The following is a 19,233-nucleotide window of genomic DNA, read 5'->3' on the forward strand; positions in this document are numbered from 1 at the left end:
CCCATGCGCCGCCTGCTGGCTGCCGCTTTTCTGGGCACGCTGTTGAATGGCACTGCCTGGGCCCAGGACACCCAGGCGGTGCCGTACGGCAGTTGGAAGCAGCCGATGATCAACGGTCCCGCCTGCCTTGCCTGGCGGGAGGCGTGGGAGGGCGGGACGCGGGAGTGCGCGGCCGCCGACTATGAGGCTTGGCTGGCCGATGTCCGCCACTGGCGCCAGGAACGCCGCATCCGCATCGGCTATGACCCGGCCCGCTATGACGATCCCCGGCTGGCCTGGACGCGCACCAGCATCGTCCAGACGCAGATGATGGTGGAGGATCGCTATTTCTATGACCCTGTGGCCGGGCGCTACACCGTCGACCGCTACCTGGATGATCTGACAGCCCGCTTCGGTGGCATCGACGCCGTCCTGCTGTGGCCCGATTACCCCAACATGGGCATCGACGACCGCAACCAGCTGGACCAGGTGGCCAACCTGCCGGGCGGGCTGCCGGCGGTGAAGGCCATGGTGGCGGATTTCCATCGCCGGGGCGTGCGCGTGCTGCTGCCCATGATGATGTGGGACCAGGGGACGCGGGCGCCGGCCCAGCCCTGGCCGCAGGCCATCGCCGCGTTGGCCCGGGAGATCGGCATCGACGGCATCAACGGCGACACCCAGGATGGCGTGCCGCTGGCCTTTTCCCTGGCGGCGGACAAGGCGGGCCACCCGCTGGCCTTCCAGCCCGAAGGGGTGATGGCGGATGAGGCCGTGGCCTGGGACCTCATGTCCTGGGGCCAGTACACTTTCACGCCGGTGCCCAAGGTCGACCGCTACAAATGGCTGGAGCCGCGGCACATGGTCAACATCTCGGACCGCTGGGCCCGGGACAAGACCGACGACCTGCACTACGCCTTCTTCAACGGTGTCGGCTGGGAGGCGTGGGAGAACGTCTGGGGCATCTGGAACGGCATCAGCCCCCGCGATGGTGAGGCGATGCGCCGGGTGGCGATCCTGGAACGGGGCTTGGCGCCCTTGCTGTCCAGCCCGGATTGGCAGCCCTTCTACCCCACCCGCGCCGCCGGCGTGTACGCCAGCCGCTGGCCCGGCGCCGACGGCCGGGTGGCCTGGACCCTCGTCAACCGCAACGACCATGCCCTGGACCAGACGGTGCTGGCCGTGCCGGCGGGCGGACCGGCGCTGCGCTATTTCGACCTTTACCACGGCGTGGAGCTGACGCCGCGGCGGGAGGGGGATCAACTACTGCTGTCCTTCCCGCTGGAGGCCCAGGGCTTTGGCGCCGTGTTGGCCCTGCCCGGGGCGCCGGACGCCGCCACCCGCGGCCTGATGGAGCGCATGAGGGCGCTGGCGGCCACGGATCTTGCCAGCCTGCCGCGCACCTGGGCCCCGCTGCCTCAGCGCCTGGTCGATATCCTGGCCACGGTTCCCGCCGCCACGGCACCCGAGGACATGGTGGAGATCCCGGCCGGCGACTTCACCTTCCGCGTCCAGGGGTTGGAGATCGAGGGCGGCACCAATGCCGGCGTCGATGTCGCCTACCCGTGGGAGGGGGAGGCGCGGCGCTATCATGAGCATCGCCTGTCATTGCCGCGTTTCTTCATGGACCGTTTCCCCGTGACCAACGCGCAGTTCAAACGCTTCCTGGATGCCAGCGGCTACCACCCCCGGGATGACCGCAACTTCCTGAAGGATTGGACGGGCGGCACCTATCCCGCCGGCTGGGCCGACCGGCCGGTCACCTGGGTGTCGCAGGAGGATGCGCGGGCCTACGCCGCCTGGGCCGGCAAGCGCCTACCCCATGAATGGGAATGGCAGTACGCCGCGCAAGGCACCGACGGCCGTCGCTACCCCTGGGGCGACGCCTGGCGGGATGACGCCGTGCCGGTGCCGGAACGGGGCCGCGCCGTGCGGTCGCCCGATGCCGTGGGAACCCATCCGGTGGGGGCCAGCCCCTTCGGCGTGCAGGACCTGGTGGGTAATGTCTGGCAATGGACGGACGAATACCAGGACGACCATACCCGGGCCGCCATCCTGCGCGGCGGCAGCCTGTACCAGCCCCAGGGTTCCATCTGGTATTTCCCCCAGGCCTACCGCAACGATCAGCACGGCAAGCTGCTGCTGATGGCCCCGTCGCGCGACCGTTCCGCCCTGGTGGGGTTCCGCTGCGTCAAGGACGCGGGCTGACGGGGCGGCCCTACCCTAAGGCGCGCTTACCGGCCGACACGGCCGGGTGTACCCTCATCCAAGCCCAGTATGCCGGGGGTGGCGGTGCTGGGCAAAGACGGGGGGACCGTGTGGAACGGCGTCGGCGACATCGGCAAGGCGGATCACCGCTGCTGCGGCGCTTTCGCTGCGTTGCCCTCCTGCTGGCGGTGGTTCTTTCGGCCGCGTCCGGCGCGCGCGCGAACCCAGCGCCGGCGGGCCCACCCGTTCCCGTTCAGGAGTTGCGCGTCCCGCGCCATGGCCCCTTCGATGCCAAGGCCCCCAGCATGTGTGATGAAATCCTGCAGGCTTTGATCCAGCAGGTGTCCGGGGTGCGGCTGGTATGGTCCACGGACTGGCTGACCCACGACCGGGCGGTGCAGGAATTGGCCGCCGGCCGCCTGGATTTCGACTGCGGCTATTACCGGACCGCGGCCCGCGAGACGCGTGTGCTCTATTCCCGCCAGCCCGTCCTGAGGCTGGAAACGGTGCTGGCGGTGCGCGCCGGGGACCCGGCGGCCATCACCTCCTTCGCGGAACTGCGCGCCGCGCTGGAGGAGGGGCACGACACCATTCTGGTCAACGCCGGCTCCGCCTTTCTGGACCGGTTGCACAAGGCCGGCATCGACAACCGGTACATCGACGCCTGGGGCGCCCACAGCGACACCAACCTGCGCAAGCTGATGAGCGGCCGCGGCCGCTTCTACATCTTCCGCAACCCCGGCTTGACGGAAACCCTCCGGAACAATGGGTGGGAGGACCGGGTGCGCATCCTGCCCCGGCCGCTGGCGGTGGATGACCAGTACCTGGTTTTTTCCCCCACCTGGATCCCGAGCTCCGGGAGCGGTTGGAGGCGGCCCTGTCCCGTTTGGTCACGGACGGCACGCTGGCGCAAATCGCGTCCCAGCATGGTGGCCACCCGCCTGGGCTCTGATGTGTGATCGGGCCGATGGCCCGCCGCCGTCAGCCCTTCAGCCCGCGTTCCCCAGCCGGCGTTCCTCAGCCAGGGTGACGAAGGTCACCAGGTTGGCATCGCGCCAATGCTTGGTCCGCCGCAGTTCGTTCTGCGCCTTCGTCAGCAGGGTGGTGATCAGGGTGATCTCGGCGCCGGTCAGGGGGGTGGCGTCGCGCAGGCGATCCGTCGCGGTCTGCACCAGGCCCTGGTCCAGCAGGGTCATGCTTTCCCGCAGGTCCGCGCCCACGGCCTGCGACAGTTCGGCCGCGCGGACCGCCTGGCCCAGCCGTTCCCGGCTGTCGCCCACCTCGGTGCGGGAAAAGGCGGCGCGGTAGGCATCCGTCAGATCCTCCACCAGCCGGTCGCGGAAATCGCTGTAGCGGGTGCCCCAATGCAGGCTGCGCGTCAGGGTGTTGCGCCACCGCATGGTGTAGCCCAGCGCCCAGGCCAGCGCCGCATGGTCCAGCGCCGCCCGGCCCTTGGCGTGCGCCGTGACGGACACCCGGGTGGACAGATAGGGGTAGAGGGTGCCCTCCACCTTCTTGATCATCGTGTCCAGGTTGCCATGGGCCAGGCTGGCTTCCCGGCCATCCCGCAGCATGTCGAATTCGTCGAACAGGGTCAGCAGGTCATCCAGGTGGATCAGCTCGCGCTCCAGCAGCTCCCGCCGGTCGGACGCCACCACCAGGGGACGGCGGGCCACCTCGCCAGCGCCAGCCAACTGGCCCAGCTCATCGGCCAGCACCTGGCAGGTGCGGGCCAGATGGCGCACCAGGGCCGACAGCAGCACGGGTTGCCAGTCGGCGGGGCCCTGGACCAGATAGCCGCTCATCTGCCGGTAGGCGCGATGGCGGTTCAGCAGCACCAGCGGCATCAACAGGGCCAGTTGGGCAGCCTGGGGCGGGGGCACGGATGGCGGCTGGAACGCCACCACGGCGGCGGCGTCCTCGGCCCCGCCACCCTCATCGTCACTGTTCAGGCCCAGGACCAGGCGGCTGTAATGGCTGCCGTTTTCCAGCAGCACATGCAGCAGCGACAGATCGGTCGCCGTCAGGGGCCGGGGGACGAAGCCCAGGCCCTTGCGCGTGGCCTCCGCCCGGCGCCAGGCGTTCATCGCCTCCAGCAAATCCTTGGTGGCCGCCTTGTCCGGCAGGGTCTGGCCCAGGCGCGCGGCGGCGGCCACGCGCAGCTCTTCCCGCAGGGCCAGGGCCTTGGGCGTGCGCAGCACCACGAACAGCGGCTGTTCCTGCGCCAGGGCTGACAGGGTTTCATCGACTGAGCGGCTCAGCGGCGCCAAGGGCTTGGCCGCCAACGCCGACCAGAGCCCGCCCACATCCAGGGGATGGATGCTGCCCGGGCAATGGAATTCCTCCCGCAGCAGCCACGGGTCGCTGGTCAGGAAGGGCTCGAACAGTTGGGTGAACTGGCGGCGCGCGTGGGCCTGCCGCTGGGCGTTCAGTTTTTGGATCAGGGCACGCCGCACCACCGCCCGGCTTTGGTCGGGGCTGGCGTCGACCTCCTCGAACAGCTTGCGTGCCGCCTCGGGCGACAGCCGATCCACCAGGTCGCTCAGCGTGCGGGCGCGCTCTTCTTCCGCCGGGCTCATGCCCCACCCCGATGGCCGCGGTGGCACGCCGTGCTCAACCCCATGCTTCCAACCTCATAACCCAAGCGCCGCTCGCATCCAGCCCACCGGCGATATTTCCGGCAGGTAAACCAACCTGGCCCAAGGTAATACGCCCCGGGCTGTTGGCCGACAATTATCTTAAAGGTTCGTGCCAGGCGACGGCGGGGGCCCGACCGCTCCTGCGGCATTGCGCGCAGCCCTGTCGGCCAGGCAGATTTGCCGGGACGCGATTCTGATGCGGGATGCGGAAAAAAAGGAGCCTGGCATGGCGGTGACGGACACCGATTTCGACGGGATCGTGGTGGGTGCGGGGGCCGTCGGCCTGGCCTGTGGCCGTGCCTTGGCCGCGCGTGGCCTGTCCGTGGCGGTGCTGGAGGCGGAGGACGCCATCGGCCAGGGCGTTTCCTCCCGCAATTCGGAGGTCGTCCACGGTGGCCTGTATTATCCCACGGGTTCGCTGCGGGCCCGGTTGTGCGTCGCCGGGCGGCGCCTGCTCTATCCCTTCCTGGACGCCCACGGCGTCACCTATGACAAGTGCGGCAAGCTGGTGGTGGCGACGGAGGAGGCCGAGCTGTCCCGGCTGGAGGGCATCCTGCGCCAAGCCCAGACCAACGATGTTGAGGGCATGCGCTGGCTGTCCGCCGCGGAGGTCCATGCGCTGGAACCGGAGCTGCGGGCCGTCGCCGCCCTTCTTTCCCCCGAAAGCGGCATCTTCGACAGCCATGGCTATATGGTGGCCCTGCGGGGTGAGATCGAGGGCAGGGGCGGCGCCGTCGTCACCGGGACGCCGGTCCTGGGGGTGACGCCGCTGGACGGCGGGGGCTTCAGCGTACACACCGGCGGGCGTGACCCCTACGCCGTCACCACCCGCCTGCTGGTCACGGCACCGGGCCTCTCGGCCCAGGACGTGGCCGCCAGCATCGAGGGTTTTCCCGCCGCGCTGATCCCCAAGGCGCATTACGGCAAGGGCAGCTATTTCGCGCTTCAGGGCGGCGCGCCATTCCGGCGCCTGGTCTATCCACCCCCCATTCCCGGGGCGCTGGGTGTGCATTATCGCCGCGACCTGGGCGGGCAGGGTCGCTTCGGGCCGGACCTGGAATATGTGGATGCGCCCGACTACCGCGTCGATCCAGGCCGGGCGGATGGGTTCTACCGCTATATCCGCCGCTTTTGGCCGGGGTTGCCCGATGGCGCCCTGGTGCCGGATTATGCCGGCGTGCGGCCAAAGATTCATGGTCCCGGGGAGGCGCAGCCCGATTTCCGCCTGGATGGGGCGGATGTTCATGGCCTGCCCGGACTGGTGGCCTTGTTCGGGATCGAAAGCCCGGGCCTGACGTCGTCCCTGGCCATCGGTGAGGCCGTGGCTGACCTCTTGAGCGTTTGAGAAAAGGGGCGGCCGAAGGGGGGCGACCGACAGGGCCGCCCCATTCCGTCACGATGATCAGACGGTAAGCACCTTGCGGGTGCGGCCGGCGACCAGGGTCGCGCCGGCCAGCGCCAGGGCCGCCGCCAGGCCGCTGGCGATGGCCAGGCCCAGGAAGGCGCTGAAGACATCGCCGAAGCGATGCGTCAGGGTGGTGACGACGAAGGAGCTGAGGAACTGGCCGACGAAGAACGACGCCTGCCACAGGCCCGTGGCCCGGCCGCGGATCTCGAACGCCAATCCACGCAGGGCCCAGGTCAGCAGGGTGGGCAGGATCAGGCCGCAGCCGAACTGGGCCAGCGCCACGGAGGCCAGCAGCCAGCCATGGCCGGTCATCAGCGCCATGCCGGTGAAGCCCGTGCCGCAGAGCAGGAACGCCATCAACAGCAGTACGGCCACCGGCAGGCCGGATAGGCGCTGAAAGACGACGGTGCCGACCGGCACCGCCAGGCTGGCTGCCGCCGTCATGCCGCCGATGGCGGCCGGGTCGGTGATGCCCCGGCCGGTCAGCGCCAGGGACAGGTCCACCTGCACGGTGTAGAACAGGACGGCGGCGAAGACCGTGATGGCGCAGATGCCGCCCAGGCGGGCCCAGGGGAAGGCCACGTTGCGGTGCGCTTCCGGATGCAGGATGACGTCCTCCGTCTCCTCCGGTTCCCAGGTGAAGAAGTGGATGCCGGCCAGCAACAACAGGCTGCTGGCGTAGACGACGAAGGGCGCCCGCCAGCTGATGCTGCCCAGGGCACCGCCAATGACGAACAGCGCCACGGCGGCGACGGAGGCCACGGCGGTTTGCGCCGCCAGCCACTTCTCCCGCTGGTGGCCCTTGAAATAGTCGCCGATCAGGGTGGTGGTCAGGGTCATGACGGCGGCCTCCGTCACCCCCACCACCACGCGGCTGGCCAGGATGGCCCAGAAATTGTCCAGCACCAGGGGGGCGACGCCGCAGATGGCATACAGCAGCATGGACAGCATCAACGGCCCGCGCCGGCCGAAGCGGTCGGCCAGCCAGCCGGCGGGGGCGGAGAACAAGGCCACGCACAGCGCCGGCGTGGTCAGGATCAGGGGCACCCAGTAATCGGCCTGGGGCATGTCCTTGAAATGGTCCAGCATCTGCGGCAACACCGGCGCCAGCACGACGACACCCATCACCGACATGGTGCTGGGCAGCAGCAGCGCCAGCCCTTGCGCGAGGCCGGCCGTCCGATTTTCGGAAGCCATGGTCAAACATCCTCCCTGGGGATCGGGCGCGGGCGCCCCTCCGTTATCCTCCTGTCATGTCCGGGGCGGGCTTTTCCCGCCGGCCTCCGAACCATGGCGCCCCTAAACTAGTGGGTCGCGGGCCGGGCGGTAAAATCGGGCTTTGCGATATCTCGGCATCGGTGGCGCCGACGGCTGGGGTCACCGCCGTGTCCACGGGCGCCTCCGTCGACCCCATCCAAGCCCGGTGATTCACGCTTTATCTTGTTGCGTCATCTTTACCCTCCCCAATACCTGGACAGATTCCGCCGAATCTTCTACCCCTAGGCCAGTATTCGAAAAGCCGGGGCCGCACGTGGCACCGGCTCTCATGTGGACGAGATGTGGATAAGCGGATTGCGCGCCTGACCCCGCTTCGGGGGGCGTGGATCCGCCCAGGGGCGAGAGGAGCGGCACGGTGGCATTTGAGGGGGCGATAGGGGCGGCACGGCGTGTTCTTGGCCGGCTGGGGGCTGTCATCGCCACGATCGGGGCGGTTGTCGCCTGTCTGGCGGTGCCGCACCCGGCGCAGGCGGGGTACGCGTCCTTGGTGGTGGATGGCGGTACGGGGGCGGTGCTGAACGCCGTCAACCCGGATGAGCCGAACCATCCCGCGTCGCTGACCAAGATGATGACGCTCTACCTGACCTTCGAGGCCATCCACCAGGGGCGCCTGCATTGGGAGGACGAGCTGCCGGTGTCGCGCAACGCCGCCAACAAGGAACCCACCAAGCTGGGGCTGGAGGTGGGGCAGACGATCAGCGTCAAGGATTGCGTCCTGGGCATGATCGTCATTTCCGCCAACGATGGCGCCACCGTGGTGGGCGAGGCGTTGGCCGGCGGCAGCGAGTCGGTGTTCGCCCGCATGATGACCGACAAGGCCCGTCAGCTGGGCATGACCAACACCGTCTTCCGCAACGCCTCGGGCCTGCCGGATCGGGAGCAGGTGACGACGGCGCGCGACATGTCGCGCCTGGCCATGGCCCTCCATCACGATTTCCCCCAGGACTACCACTACTTCGCCACGCGTGAGTTCGACTTCGAGGGCCGGCACCTCACCGGCCACAACCGCCTCATGTACCGCTACCCGGGCATGGACGGCATGAAGACGGGCTTTACCAACGCTTCGGGTTCCAACCTGGTGTCGTCGGCCGTGCATGATGGCCGCCGCCTGTTCGGCGTCGTGTTCGGCGGCAGCAGCGCCAAGGCGCGGGACAAGCTGATGGAAACCCTGCTGGACAACGCCTTCGCCAACCGCGACACCGACCCCAAGCTGGTGGCCCTGGCGGCCGGCCGCCCCCTGGCCCGGGTGGCGCGCGCCCGGGGCACCGGCCGTGTCGCCCACGCTGGCCGCGCCCGCGTGGCCCACGCGTCGGTGACGCCGGTGCAGCGGCGCGGCCATGCCGCCGCCCACCGGCGCGTGGCGTCCGCCCATGCTGGCAAGCATGCCGGTAAGCATGTGGTGGCCAAGGCTCATGCTCACGGCAAGGCGGCCAAGGTGGCGGGCCACGCCGGCAAGGCCAAGGTCGCGGCCAAGGCGCACCACCACCGCAAGGTCGCCGCTGAATAATCTGGAAATCAGATCAATATCAGCGGAACTATCCGTTGGAATGGTTTGTGTGAAATAGCGATGTTCAGGGGGCGCGGGTCCAGTCACAGGGCCGCGCCCTTTCCTCATCAAGGCATCGCATCATGGCCCACACCGCCGACATCGCCGCTCCCCGCTCGCACCGGTCCGCCCTGGCCTCCGCTACCCGCCTCGTGCCCGGTCTGGGCTATTGCCTCATCCCGGCGGTGGCGGGCCTGGCCCTGCATCGCGTGCCGGCCCTGGGGCTGTTCAGCCCCATGATCCTGGCCGTGGTGGTGGGCATGGCGCTGCGCAGCGCGGTCGGCCTGCCGAGGGCGACGCAGGCCGGCGTGACCTTCGTGCTGAAACGCCTGCTGCGCATCGCCGTGGCCCTGCTGGGCCTGCAGCTGACGGCCGCCCAGGTGGCGGCGGTGGGGCCCACCGGCGTGGCCATCATCGCCTTCAGCCTGGTGGCCACCTTCGTCTTCACCAAGACCGTGGGCCGCTGGCTGGGCGTGCCGGCCCCCCTGGCGGAACTGATCGCCGCCGGCACCTCCATCTGTGGTGCCTCGGCCGTGGTCGCGGCCAACACCGTCACCCAGGCGGATGATGAGGACGCGGCCTACGCCGTCGCCTGCGTCACCGTCTTCGGCAGCATCGCCATGCTGAGCTATCCGGCCCTGGGGGCGGCCCTGCACCTGGCGCCGCGGGCCGTCGGCCTGTGGGCCGGCGCGTCCATCCATGAGATCGCCCAGGTGGTTGCCGCCGCCTTCCAGTCGGGCCAGCAGGCCGGCGAATTCGGCACGGTGGCCAAGCTGACCCGTGTCGCCATGCTGGCCCCCCTGGTGCTGTCCCTGGGCGCCCTGCGCCGCCGCCGCGAAGGCACGGGCGGCAAGCCCATGCCTATGCCCTGGTTCATCCTGGGCTTCGTCGCCCTGGTCGCCCTGAACAGCCTGCACGCCGTTCCCGCCGTGGTGAAGGACTGGGCCCCCGGTGTCACCACCAGCCTGCTGACCCTGGCCCTGGCCGCCATGGGTCTGCACACCCACGTCGGCCGCATGGCCGCCAAGGGTCTCGCCCCCCTGGCCCTGGGCGCCCTGGCCAGCCTGTTCATCGCTGGTCTCAGCCTGGCGCTGATCGTGACGGTGTGGGCGTGAAGCGATCCTCGACCATTTGACGAAAGGCCCGCCGGTGCCGCCGGCGGGCCCCCTATTCGTACCGCAGCGCCAGCACCGGCCGGGCGCGGGCAACCAGGATGGTCTGGCCGGCCACGGTGGCGGCGGCGATGGCCAGGGCGGTAGGACCCAGGAAGGTCCAGGGGCCGATGTCCACGTGATAGGCGAAGCTGGCCAGCCAGTGGCGCAGGAACAGATAGGCCGGCAGCCAGGCCAGTGCGCTGGCCAGCAGCACGGGCTTGGTGAACTGCCACAGCAGCAGGCGCAGGATGTCGGCCAGCGAGGCGCCGTAGACCTTTCGCACCCCGATCTCCTTGGTGCGCCGCTCCGCCGTCACCGCCGACAGGCCATAGATGCCGGCGCAGGCCATGCCCAGGTTGATCAGACTGAACAGGGTGATCATCTGCGTCTCATGCCGGATCAGGCTGGTCAGCGAGTTCAGGTGATCGTCGAAGAAATAACGGCCGCTGGGGGACAGTTCCCCCATGCGGTGCCACAGCGTGTCGATGGCGGCCAGGGTCCGGGTGCGGTCGCCGGGCGCCAGCTTCACGTACATCAGTTCATACCCGCCGGAATCGCTGACGAAGAAGGTGGGGGCGATCTTGTCCTGCAACGACCCCATGGGGAAGTCGGGCACCACCGTCGCCACCTGCACATCGCCGTCCACGCCGGGCAGGTGCAGCGCCTGGCCGAGGGCGTCGTCCGGCTGGTCGTTGCCCAGGGCCCGCGCGGCCGTCTCGTTGATCACCACCTTGTGGCGCACGGTGCTGGGGCGTTTGGGATCCGGCAGCTGCCCGGCCAGGGCCGGCAGGTGGAAAACGGGCAGGAAGCCGGGATCGGCCGCCACACGGTTCAGGCGGACGGCATGGCTGTTGTCCAGCGTGGCCGTCACCAGGGGGCGGCTGCGCTCCAGGCTTTCCATGCCGGTGCAACCTACGCCCTTCACCCCATCGAGGTGCTGCAGGCCCATACGAATGGATTCCGGGCAGCTGCCGTCCAGGATCAGGATGTCGGCGGTGTCGTAGGAGACGCTGTCGCGGGTCAGCAGCTGTTGCTGGCGATAGGTGACCGAGGCGCCCACCAGCAGCATGACCAGCAGCGTGACGCCCGCGCCCAGGCCGGCGACAATGGCCCCACCTCGGGCGAGGCGGCGTCCAGCGACAGCCGCGCGTCCAGGAAGCGGCTGACCTGGGGGATGGCCAGTTCGGTCAGCGATAGGGCGATGACCATGGCGATGCCCACCAGGATCAGCGTTTCCAGCATGAACTGGGTCACCAGGTCGCGCCGACGCGCGCCGCCCATCTTGCGCACCCCCACCTCCACGGCCCGGCGGGTGGCCTGGGCGTGGCCATGTTGATGAAATTGATGCAGGGGATCAGCAGGGTCAGCAGGGCGATGCCGCCGATCATGCACATGCGGTTCAGCCGGTCGGGGTTCAGGCCGGCATGCAACTGCAGGTCGGTCATGGGCACCAGTTGCGGCGACTGGCCGCCCGGGTGTCCCGCCCCCCAGTGCCGGGCCGCCAGCCCGTCCAGCGTCCCTTGCGCCGCCACCGGGTCCGCCCCGTCGCGCAGGCGGACATAGGTGTAGACGTCGCCCAGCGTCCGCCCCCTGGCGGGGTCGGCGTCGCCGCCGTCGGTGCGCGGCCCATTGACACGTGACTGGGGGGCGCTGAAGGGCGAATAGACGGAGGCGGAGGAGGCGAGAAGCATCACCTCGTGCATATGGCTGCGGAAGGGCAGGTCCCGCAGCACGGCGCGGACGCGCAACGTGGTGCGCTCATCCAGGTCGATGCGCTTGCCCAGCGCGGGCTCCGGCCCGAACAGCTTGCGGGCCATGGTCTGCGTCAGGGCCACGGCGCCGGGGTCGGCCAGGCTGGCCTTCAGGTCGCCCTCCACCACCGGCAGGTGCATAATGTCGGCGAAGGACGGGTCGACCCAGGTGACGAACTCGCGGAAAGCCTCATCGCCCCACCGGATCTTGCGCGCGTCGTCCAGCAGGCGGGCGGCGGCCTCCACCTCCGGCGCCTCCGCCACCAGGGTGGCGGCCAGGTCGGGCGGGGTGCGCCAGCGTACCAAGGGTCCCGTCTCCCGGTCCTCATCCACCGGGGCCAGGACGCTGTCCACCAGGTACAGCTGCGCATGGTCGGGCAGGAAGGTGTCGTAGGCCATCTGGTCGCGGATCAGCAGCGCCATCAACAGGCTGGCCGTCAGCCCCACCACCAGCCCGGCCAGGCTGATGACGATGTCGGCCTTCGCCTGCCGCAAGGACCGGATGGCCTGGCTTGCCGCGATGTACAGCATGGTCGCTTCCCTGTTCCCCACCCGTTTTCGGGATCGCGGCACTTGTAAGCAAAGCGCGGACCACCTCAGAGACTGAAGATGGAGCCCCGAAGCCACTGTTCGGAACCGCGCCTTGTCCGTTTCCGGACAGCCCTGTTGCCCGCTTCCGGACAATGGTCTGTGAACACGCCATACCTTATCCGAACCGCGGCATCTGTTGAGGCGTTTCGGACGTGGTTGAGGGGGAAGGCCTGCCGGCCGCAATCCAGCCGGGGGCGCAAGCGCCAAGTAACTTCCGCTGAGGTGGCGGCACGTTCTCCGACCCCGTTTGCCGCAGCCCAGCGCACAACCACCCTATACGGATGGACACTCTTAAAGGAAGAAAAAATAGTTGAGCGTGATTGCTTTTAGGAGTAGTAATTCTGCAGCAAATTATCACAAATTGAAATATGTCTCCAGAGCATTGCCGCCCGCCCCCTGCGGCGGCTGCCCCACAAGCGGCATCCGCGATGGGAGAAGAACGCCATGAGCCAGGCCGAAGTGGACCGCCTACTGGCCGACATCCAGACCAACCCGCAGATCCTGGAGGCGCTGCCCGGCCTGGGTGACGCCGCCGGCATCGTTGCCTACGCCAACGCCCATGGCTACGCCATAACTTCCACCGACGTGCAGGCCTATCTGGAGGCGCATCCGCAGGGTGAGGCGACCGACGCGGCGTTGACCGGGGCGTCCGCCGCCCGCAAGCATCATAACGCCGTCACTTCCCATGGGCAGGTGGCGGTGGGCATCACCAACGCCGCCGCCGTGGGCGGCACGGTGGCCATCGGCGGTGCCGCCGCCTCGGAAGTGGTGGCCGCAGCGGCGGTGGGCAGCGTCGCCGCCATCAATATTGCCGGCATCGCTGCGGCCACCGCCACCACCGCCATCGGCGTGGCCTGACGGCGTCGCCGCCTCCGCTCCTTCCCCCGCCCTCCCGCCCCATGAGGACATCATGAGCCAAACCGAAGTGGATCGCCTGCTGGCCGACATCCAGGCCAACCCGCAAATCCTAGACGCGCTGCCCGGCCTGGGTGATGCCGCCGGCATCATCGCCTACGCCAACGCCCATGGCTACGCTATCACCGCCGCCGACGTGCAGGCTTATTTGGACGCGCACCCGGAGGGCGAGGCGACCGACGCAACGCTGACCGGGGCGTCCGCCGCCCGCAAGCACCACAGCGCCGTGGCCAGCCATTCCAAGGTGGCGGTGGGTATCGCCGCTGCTGGCGGCGCCATCGGTGCCGTCGTCAATGCGGCGGTGGGAGCGGCGGCCATCGACGTGGCGACCGCCGCCGCCGTCGACGGCCTCATCTCCACCGCGCTTGCCGCCGCCGCTGCGGTCGGCGTGGCGGGGGCGGCAGCCACCACCACGGTGACGGTTGCCGCCGTCGCCTGAGGCAGCCTTCCCGCCCTTCAGCCCGTCTCCCTCGTCAGGAAGCCAGACCATGACCGACAGCGCGTCGCCGGTGGGACCGGCCTTTTTCCGCCGCCCGCCGGAGGAGCGGCGCCAATTAGCGGAGATCAAGCGCTGCCTGGAACGTTTCCTGGGCGACAGCGCGTTCCGCCAAGGCTGTCAGGTGCTGCTGGCCAGTCCCGCCATGGAAGGCAGGGCCGTGGGCGGGGCTGTGGAGAGTGGGGAGGACGCGGATGACGGGGCGGCCGCGCTGCACCGGGAACACGGCATCACGGTGGACGTGCGCGCCCTGCGGCCGCTGCTGGAGCCGGGCTTTGGCGGTGATCTCGCCGACTATCCCCTGGTACGCCTGTGGCAGGCACACATGGCCAGCCAGTTCGCCTACCGCGACGGGGTGGTGGTGCGCGGTGACACCGGCGGGCACAACCCAGCCTATGACCGCTGGCGTCGCCGCCAGATCGCCCGCTGCCGTGGCGAACTGGGATCCACCGCTTCCTCCATCGTCCATCCAGTGGTGGCCTTCGAACTGTCGTCTGGCTGCTCGGTAGGGTGCTGGTTCTGCGGCATTTCCGCCGGCGCCTTCGCCGGCCACGCGCCCTACGCCGACAACCAAGTGCTGTGGCGGGGCATGCTGGCCCAGACGGTGGCCTTTTTCGGCGCCACCGCCGCCGGCACCGGCTTCTGCTATTGGGCCACCGATCCCGCCGACAATCCCGACTATCCAGCCTTCATCGCCGACTTTCACGCCGCCATCGGGGTGGTGCCGCAGACCACCACCGCCGCGCCCTTGAAGAACCCTGACCTCACCCGCGCCGTGCTGGCCTTGACCGAGCGTCACCAGACCACCATCAACCGCTTCTCGGTGCTCAACACCCGGCTGCTGCGGCAGATCCACGCCGCCTTCACTGCGGAGGAACTGCTGGGGGTGGAACTGGTGCTGCAACAGCAGGACAGCCTCAACGCCAAGGCCTTCGCGGGCCGTGCCCGTCGCCGCCCGGCCGCCAAGCGCCCGCTGGACGAGGCGCAGGACCATCCCACCATCGCCTGCGTCACCGGCTTCCTGGTCAACCTGCCGCAGCGCACGGTGCGGCTGGTCACGCCCACCCGCGCCACCGACGCCTGTCCCGACGGTTTCCACACCTTGGGGGAGGCGTCTTTCACCACCGCGGATGAGTTTGGCGCCGCCCTGCGCTACCTGCTGGCCCAGGTGCCCGACGAACTGGCCATGGATGACGTCCTGACCTTGCGCCCCGATCTGGCTGCCACCCCGGACGCCGCCGGCTTCACCCTGCGCGACGCGGGCCAGCAGTATCAGGTGCACCACCCGGCGGCGGCGCTGCTGCTGCCGCTGCTGCTGCAGGGGAGGCACACGGTGCGCGACGCTTACCGCGCCTGCCTGACGGCCGGGATCGATCTGCGGGCTCTGGCCAATCTGCTGCACCGCCTGTTCGCCCTGGGGGTGTTGAGCGAGGAGCCGGGGCGGCCGGGCATCAGTGGCGTGCGCCGCTCCCTGCCGCCGCAAGCCGCCTGACGGGCCGGATGACCTCATTCGCCAGCCTCGTTCCGGTGGCCGTGCCGATGGACGCCACCGCGGCGCTGTGGGTGGGCTCCATCGACGCGGCGGACTCCCGGCGCTATGCCGCCTTCGTCGACCCGCTGTATCACCGCCACCTGGGTCCCGGCACCAGCGGCCTGGTGCACGTTGCCGCCGACCAGGTAACCGCGGCCGGCGATCGCCGGCCGCGTGGCCTGGCCCTGGCCATGCTGGCCTCCGACGGCTTTGAGATCGTCAGCCTGGGCGCCCAAGACGATACCGACGGCCGGGTGCGCCAGGCGCTGTTGCAGGCCCTGGCCCGGCGCTGCGCCGCCGCCGGCCGGCCACAGGGGCTGTATTATGCCACCTACGACGCCGACGACGTCCTGACTCCGGGCTTGCTGCAGGGCTGCGGTTGGCGGGGGCCGGCGGTGGAACGGCTGGTGGTGCGGGCCACGACGGCGGCCATGCTGGCCCTGCCCTTCCTTGGCGCCCATGGCCAGCCCCGCGAGGGCTATGCCGTTGTTCCCTGGACAGTGGTGGATGCCGCCCAGCGGGCCGATCTGACCGCCGACCTGGCTGCCCTGCCGCCGCTGCAGCGCCGTAATATCGACCCGGCCGGCTATGAGGCCAGGGCGCTCCCCGCCCTCAGCCTGGCCCTGCTGCGGGGCGGGCGGGTGGTTGCCTGGCACCTGCCCTGCCGCATCGGCCTGGACACGCTGAGTTGGACCTGCTCCGCCGTGCGGCCGGGGCATGAAGGGGCGGTAGCCATCCTGCTGCTGTGGCGCCTGGCCTTGCAGCGGCAGCAGGCTCTGGGCATCCGCCGCTTGGCCTTCACCTGTGACTTGTTCCAGGACCGCTTCGCCCGTTTTATCTGCAGGCGTCTGCCCCCGGCCATCGAGCGTCTCAGCCTGTTCGCCCGTTTTGACCTGCCGCCCGTTTTGACCTGCCAGGGTAACCGCTGAAGGGCTGGCCGGGACAATTCACCCGGGCCAGCCGCCTGCGCTACAGTGGTGGCGACGCCGCCGCCTCCGGCGGCTCCCTCACCAACGGGGCCTCTTCCTTGACGCTGGAACAGTTGCGCATTTTCGTGGCCGTGGCGGAACGGCAGCATGTCACCCAGGCGGCCCGCGCGCTGAACCTGGCGCAGTCGGCGGCCAGTGCCGCGGTCGCGGCGCTGGAGGACCGCTACCAGACGGCGCTGTTCCATCGCGTGGGGCGCGGCATCACCTTGACCGAGGCCGGACGCCTGTTCCTGGCGGAGGCCAAGGCCGTGCTGGCGCGGGCCGACAGGGCGGAACGGGCGCTGGCCGAGCTGTCCGGCTTGCAACGGGGCCATCTGCGGGTGCAGGCCAGCCAGACCATCGCCAGCTATTGGCTGCCCCGCCACCTGGTCGCTTTCCGCGAGCGGCATCCCGGCGTGGACCTGGATCTCGCCATCGGCAATACCGCCCAGGTGGCCGCCGCGGTGCTGGACGGCACCGCCGACCTCGGCTTTGTCGAGGGGGCGGTGGACAGCCCGGACCTGTCGGCCCACCAGGTGGCGCAGGACCAGTTGGTGGTGGTGGTCGCCCCCCATCATCCCTGGGCCTTCCGCGAGACCGTGCCGGCGGCGGTGCTGCATGAAACGCCCTGGATCATGCGGGAACCGGGGTCGGGCACCCGCTCCGCCTTCCTGGCCGCGCTGGCGGACCTGGGCGTCGACACCGCCGCCCTGCGCATCGCCCTGGAACTGCCCTCAAACGAGGCGGTGCGCGCGGCGGTCGAGGCGGGCGGCGGGGCGGCGGCCCTGTCCGCGTCCGTCGCCAGCGGCAGCATCGAGGTGGGGTTGCTGCACCCCGTGCGCCTGACCTTGGCGCCCCGCGCCTTCACCCTGGTCCGCCATGCGGGGCGTGGGCTAAGCCGCGCGGCTAGCGCCTTTCTAGACGAAATGGGCCGCCCCGACCTCGCTTAAGCGATAGCGCCCGCCGCTTGAAAACCAGGGCCAGCGAAATGAACTTCTTTTGACTGTTCCGCCAGGGGCTTGACCTGGCGCAGGGCCTATCCGATTGAAGGCTGCCAAGGATAAGCGCGCCTTTGTGCCTACCATCCAGGCCGGGCGCGCGTTGAGGAGGGAGTGCGCGTGGAGATGCCGCCATCCGGGGCGCGAGGGACGGCCTGTGGGCTGTCTGCTATGGTTGCTGCACAATTTATGGGCGATGAGCGGCCGGGTATTGCCTGCGAATTGGGCGTCGGGGCGTTACCTTCCCCGGTGCCGCGCCCGTTTCCTGGGCAATTCCTTGGCTAGGCCAAGTTGGCGTGGCTCTTGCTCAATCACACAGTCGGGCCTACCGATGGGGAAGGGTTTTATGGCGAAAGCAGACGGTCCATTCAATGAAATGGGCATGTCGGATGAGGTGCGCGGCCCGTATGCGGACATCGAACGATGGCTGCGCGAGATGCCGTCCGACAAACTGGAACTGAAGCGCCGCGAGGCGGAGACGTTGTTCCGGCGCGTGGGCATCACCTTCGCGGTGTATACCGAGGGCGGCGATCCCGAACGGTTGATCCCCTTCGACATCATTCCGCGCGTCCTGGCGCGCGCCGAATGGGACCGGCTATCGCTGGGGTTGCAGCAGCGGGTCAAGGCGCTGAACGCCTTCCTGGCCGACGTCTACGGCGAACGCCACATCCTGCGGGCGGGCAAGGTGCCGGAGCGCATGGTGCTGGGGAATGAGAGCTTCCGGCCGGAGATGCAGGGCTTCCTGCCGCCGGCGGGCGCCTACACCCATGTCGCCGGCATCGACATCGTCCGCCTGGATCCGGACAATTTCTATGTGCTGGAGGATAACTGCCGCACGCCCTCCGGCGTCTCCTACATGCTGGAGAACCGCGAGGCCATGCTGCGCCTGCTGCCCGATCTCTGCGGCATGCACAAGCTGGCGCCCGTCTCCCATTACCCGGAAGACCTGCTGGACACGCTGAAGTCGGTGGCGCCGCCGGCCTGCCGGGACGCGCCGACCGTGGCCGTGCTGACGCCCGGGTCCTACAACAGCGCCTATTATGAGCACTCCTTCCTGGCCGATGAGATGGGCGTGGAACTGGTGGAGGGCGGCGACCTGTTCGTGGACGAGGGCTTCGTCTACATGCGCACCACCCAGGGGCCGAAGCGGGTGGACGTGCTGTACCGCCGCATCGACGACGAGTACCTGGACCCGCTGACCTTCCGCCCCGACAGCGCGCTGGGTGTGCCCGGCCTGTTCGCGGCCTATCGCGCCGGCCGGGTCACCCTGGCCAACGCGGTGGGCACCGGCATCGCCGACGACAAGGCGATTTATCCTTTCGTCCCCGAAATGATCCGCTTCTATCTTGGGGAAGAGCCCATCCTGCTGAACGTGCCCACCTACCTTTGCGAACGCGATGACGACCGCAAATACGTGCTGGAGCACCTGCACGAACTGGTCGTTAAGGAGACGCGCGGCTCGGGCGGCTACGGCATGCTGATCGGCCCGCAATCCACTGCCGCCGACCGGGCGGTGTTCGCCGACCGCATCAAGGCGCGGCCGGCCGACTACATCGCCCAGCCCACGCTGGCATTGTCCACCTGCCCCACCTTCGTGGAACAGGGCATCGCCCCCCGCCATGTCGACCTGCGGCCCTTCGTGCTGAACGGGCGGGAGATCCGGGTGGTGCCCGGCGGCCTTACCCGCGTCGCCCTGCGCGAGGGCTCCCTGGTGGTGAATTCCAGCCAGGGCGGCGGCACCAAAGACACCTGGGTACTGGAGCGCTGACGAGAA

The 19,233-nt window shown here is 69.4% G+C and carries 16 protein-coding genes; 11 read left to right on the top strand and 5 right to left on the bottom strand.

Translation table 11 applies throughout. The annotated features are described in order from the left end of the window. Window positions 1–3: 3 nt before the first annotated feature. Both ULB03_RS26835 and ULB03_RS26840 read left to right on the top strand, forming a co-directional pair. Entirely contained in the window at window positions 4–2,184 is a 2,181-nt protein-coding gene (locus ULB03_RS26835) for a formylglycine-generating enzyme family protein (protein WP_322486139.1), read from the top strand. Between the two features lie 305 nt (window positions 2,185–2,489). After that, on the top strand, window positions 2,490–3,143 hold the full coding sequence (locus ULB03_RS26840) for a type 2 periplasmic-binding domain-containing protein (protein WP_322486140.1): 654 nt from the start codon (window positions 2,490–2,492) through the stop codon (window positions 3,141–3,143). 30 nt (window positions 3,144–3,173) lie between these two features. Here ULB03_RS26840 and ULB03_RS26845 read toward each other — a convergent pair whose 3' ends face one another. Beyond that, window positions 3,174–4,763: a hypothetical protein gene (locus ULB03_RS26845; protein WP_322486141.1), complete on the bottom strand. Its 1,590-nt coding sequence runs from the start codon at window positions 4,761–4,763 to the stop codon at window positions 3,174–3,176. A 286-nt stretch (window positions 4,764–5,049) separates the two neighbouring features. On the opposite strand from ULB03_RS26845, the gene ULB03_RS26850 reads away from it, so the two are divergent. After that, the gene (locus ULB03_RS26850; protein WP_322486142.1) at window positions 5,050–6,168 is read left to right on the top strand and encodes an NAD(P)/FAD-dependent oxidoreductase; all 1,119 of its coding nucleotides are present in this window, start codon (window positions 5,050–5,052) and stop codon (window positions 6,166–6,168) included. Between the two features lie 57 nt (window positions 6,169–6,225). Here ULB03_RS26850 and ULB03_RS26855 read toward each other — a convergent pair whose 3' ends face one another. Beyond that, window positions 6,226–7,428, bottom strand: a complete 1,203-nt coding sequence (locus ULB03_RS26855) for an MFS transporter (protein WP_322486143.1) — start codon at window positions 7,426–7,428, stop codon at window positions 6,226–6,228. 436 nt (window positions 7,429–7,864) lie between these two features. Between ULB03_RS26855 and ULB03_RS26860 the strand changes: the two genes are divergently transcribed. Then, window positions 7,865–9,016, top strand: a complete 1,152-nt coding sequence (locus ULB03_RS26860; RefSeq protein WP_322486144.1) for a D-alanyl-D-alanine carboxypeptidase family protein — start codon at window positions 7,865–7,867, stop codon at window positions 9,014–9,016. Window positions 9,017–9,138: 122 nt separating this feature from the next. Further along, window positions 9,139–10,170: a YeiH family protein gene (locus ULB03_RS26865; RefSeq protein ID WP_322486145.1), complete on the top strand. Its 1,032-nt coding sequence runs from the start codon at window positions 9,139–9,141 to the stop codon at window positions 10,168–10,170. A gap of 52 nt (window positions 10,171–10,222) precedes the next feature. Here ULB03_RS26865 and ULB03_RS26870 read toward each other — a convergent pair whose 3' ends face one another. Genes ULB03_RS26870 through ULB03_RS26880 form a run of 3 tightly spaced genes read right to left on the bottom strand, consistent with a single transcriptional unit; the run spans window position 10,223 to window position 12,491 of the window. Then, window positions 10,223–11,278, bottom strand: a complete 1,056-nt coding sequence (locus ULB03_RS26870; RefSeq protein WP_322486146.1) for an ABC transporter permease — start codon at window positions 11,276–11,278, stop codon at window positions 10,223–10,225. Next, window positions 11,230–11,490, bottom strand: a complete 261-nt coding sequence (locus ULB03_RS26875) for an ABC transporter permease (RefSeq protein ID WP_322486147.1) — start codon at window positions 11,488–11,490, stop codon at window positions 11,230–11,232. The genes ULB03_RS26870 and ULB03_RS26875 overlap by 49 nt, the downstream gene beginning before the upstream one ends. Then, the gene (locus ULB03_RS26880) at window positions 11,460–12,491 is read right to left on the bottom strand and encodes an ABC transporter permease (protein ID WP_322486148.1); all 1,032 of its coding nucleotides are present in this window, start codon (window positions 12,489–12,491) and stop codon (window positions 11,460–11,462) included. The genes ULB03_RS26875 and ULB03_RS26880 overlap by 31 nt, the downstream gene beginning before the upstream one ends. 504 nt (window positions 12,492–12,995) lie before the next feature. Between ULB03_RS26880 and ULB03_RS26885 the strand changes: the two genes are divergently transcribed. The 6 genes from ULB03_RS26885 to ULB03_RS26910 all read left to right on the top strand — a co-directional run bounded on the left by ULB03_RS26885 (window position 12,996) and on the right by ULB03_RS26910 (window position 19,227). Next, the gene (locus ULB03_RS26885) at window positions 12,996–13,409 is read left to right on the top strand and encodes a Nif11 family protein (protein ID WP_322486149.1); all 414 of its coding nucleotides are present in this window, start codon (window positions 12,996–12,998) and stop codon (window positions 13,407–13,409) included. Window positions 13,410–13,461: 52 nt separating this feature from the next. Further along, a complete protein-coding gene (locus tag ULB03_RS26890; RefSeq protein WP_322486150.1) occupies window positions 13,462–13,905 on the top strand; it encodes a Nif11 family protein in 444 nt (147 codons plus the stop codon). A gap of 49 nt (window positions 13,906–13,954) precedes the next feature. Next, on the top strand, window positions 13,955–15,454 hold the full coding sequence (locus tag ULB03_RS26895; RefSeq protein ID WP_322486151.1) for a radical SAM family RiPP maturation amino acid epimerase: 1,500 nt from the start codon (window positions 13,955–13,957) through the stop codon (window positions 15,452–15,454). Window positions 15,455–15,462: 8 nt separating this feature from the next. After that, a complete protein-coding gene (locus ULB03_RS26900) occupies window positions 15,463–16,422 on the top strand; it encodes a hypothetical protein (protein WP_322486152.1) in 960 nt (319 codons plus the stop codon). A 98-nt stretch (window positions 16,423–16,520) separates the two neighbouring features. Then, complete coding sequence (locus ULB03_RS26905; protein ID WP_322486153.1) at window positions 16,521–17,411, top strand: LysR family transcriptional regulator; 891 nt, start codon at window positions 16,521–16,523, stop codon at window positions 17,409–17,411. A 424-nt stretch (window positions 17,412–17,835) separates the two neighbouring features. Continuing rightward, window positions 17,836–19,227: a circularly permuted type 2 ATP-grasp protein gene (locus ULB03_RS26910; RefSeq protein WP_416211201.1), complete on the top strand. Its 1,392-nt coding sequence runs from the start codon at window positions 17,836–17,838 to the stop codon at window positions 19,225–19,227. The last annotated feature ends 6 nt before the right edge of the window (window positions 19,228–19,233 follow it).

This window comes from Nitrospirillum goiasense (assembly GCF_034427435.1).
In the GTDB taxonomy this organism is placed as follows: domain Bacteria; phylum Pseudomonadota; class Alphaproteobacteria; order Azospirillales; family Azospirillaceae; genus Nitrospirillum.

Bases quoted from the DNA above. Each gene is read 5' to 3' on its own strand.
- ULB03_RS26890 (WP_322486150.1), top strand. From the start codon at position 13,462: ATGAGCCAAACCGAAGTGGATCGCCTGCTGGCCGACATCCAGGCCAAC.
- ULB03_RS26845 (WP_322486141.1), bottom strand. From the start codon at position 4,763: ATGAGCCCGGCGGAAGAAGAGCGCGCCCGCACGCTGAGCGACCTGGTG.
- ULB03_RS26850 (WP_322486142.1), top strand. From the start codon at position 5,050: ATGGCGGTGACGGACACCGATTTCGACGGGATCGTGGTGGGTGCGGGG.
- ULB03_RS26880 (WP_322486148.1), bottom strand. From the start codon at position 12,491: ATGCTGTACATCGCGGCAAGCCAGGCCATCCGGTCCTTGCGGCAGGCG.
- ULB03_RS26885 (WP_322486149.1), top strand. From the start codon at position 12,996: ATGAGCCAGGCCGAAGTGGACCGCCTACTGGCCGACATCCAGACCAAC.
- ULB03_RS26840 (WP_322486140.1), top strand. From the start codon at position 2,490: ATGTGTGATGAAATCCTGCAGGCTTTGATCCAGCAGGTGTCCGGGGTG.
- ULB03_RS26895 (WP_322486151.1), top strand. From the start codon at position 13,955: ATGACCGACAGCGCGTCGCCGGTGGGACCGGCCTTTTTCCGCCGCCCG.
- ULB03_RS26855 (WP_322486143.1), bottom strand. From the start codon at position 7,428: ATGGCTTCCGAAAATCGGACGGCCGGCCTCGCGCAAGGGCTGGCGCTG.
- ULB03_RS26865 (WP_322486145.1), top strand. From the start codon at position 9,139: ATGGCCCACACCGCCGACATCGCCGCTCCCCGCTCGCACCGGTCCGCC.
- ULB03_RS26900 (WP_322486152.1), top strand. From the start codon at position 15,463: ATGACCTCATTCGCCAGCCTCGTTCCGGTGGCCGTGCCGATGGACGCC.
- ULB03_RS26875 (WP_322486147.1), bottom strand. From the start codon at position 11,490: ATGGGCGGCGCGCGTCGGCGCGACCTGGTGACCCAGTTCATGCTGGAA.
- ULB03_RS26835 (WP_322486139.1), top strand. From the start codon at position 4: ATGCGCCGCCTGCTGGCTGCCGCTTTTCTGGGCACGCTGTTGAATGGC.
- ULB03_RS26910 (WP_416211201.1), top strand. From the start codon at position 17,836: ATGGGCATGTCGGATGAGGTGCGCGGCCCGTATGCGGACATCGAACGA.
- ULB03_RS26870 (WP_322486146.1), bottom strand. From the start codon at position 11,278: ATGCTGCTGGTGGGCGCCTCGGTCACCTATCGCCAGCAACAGCTGCTG.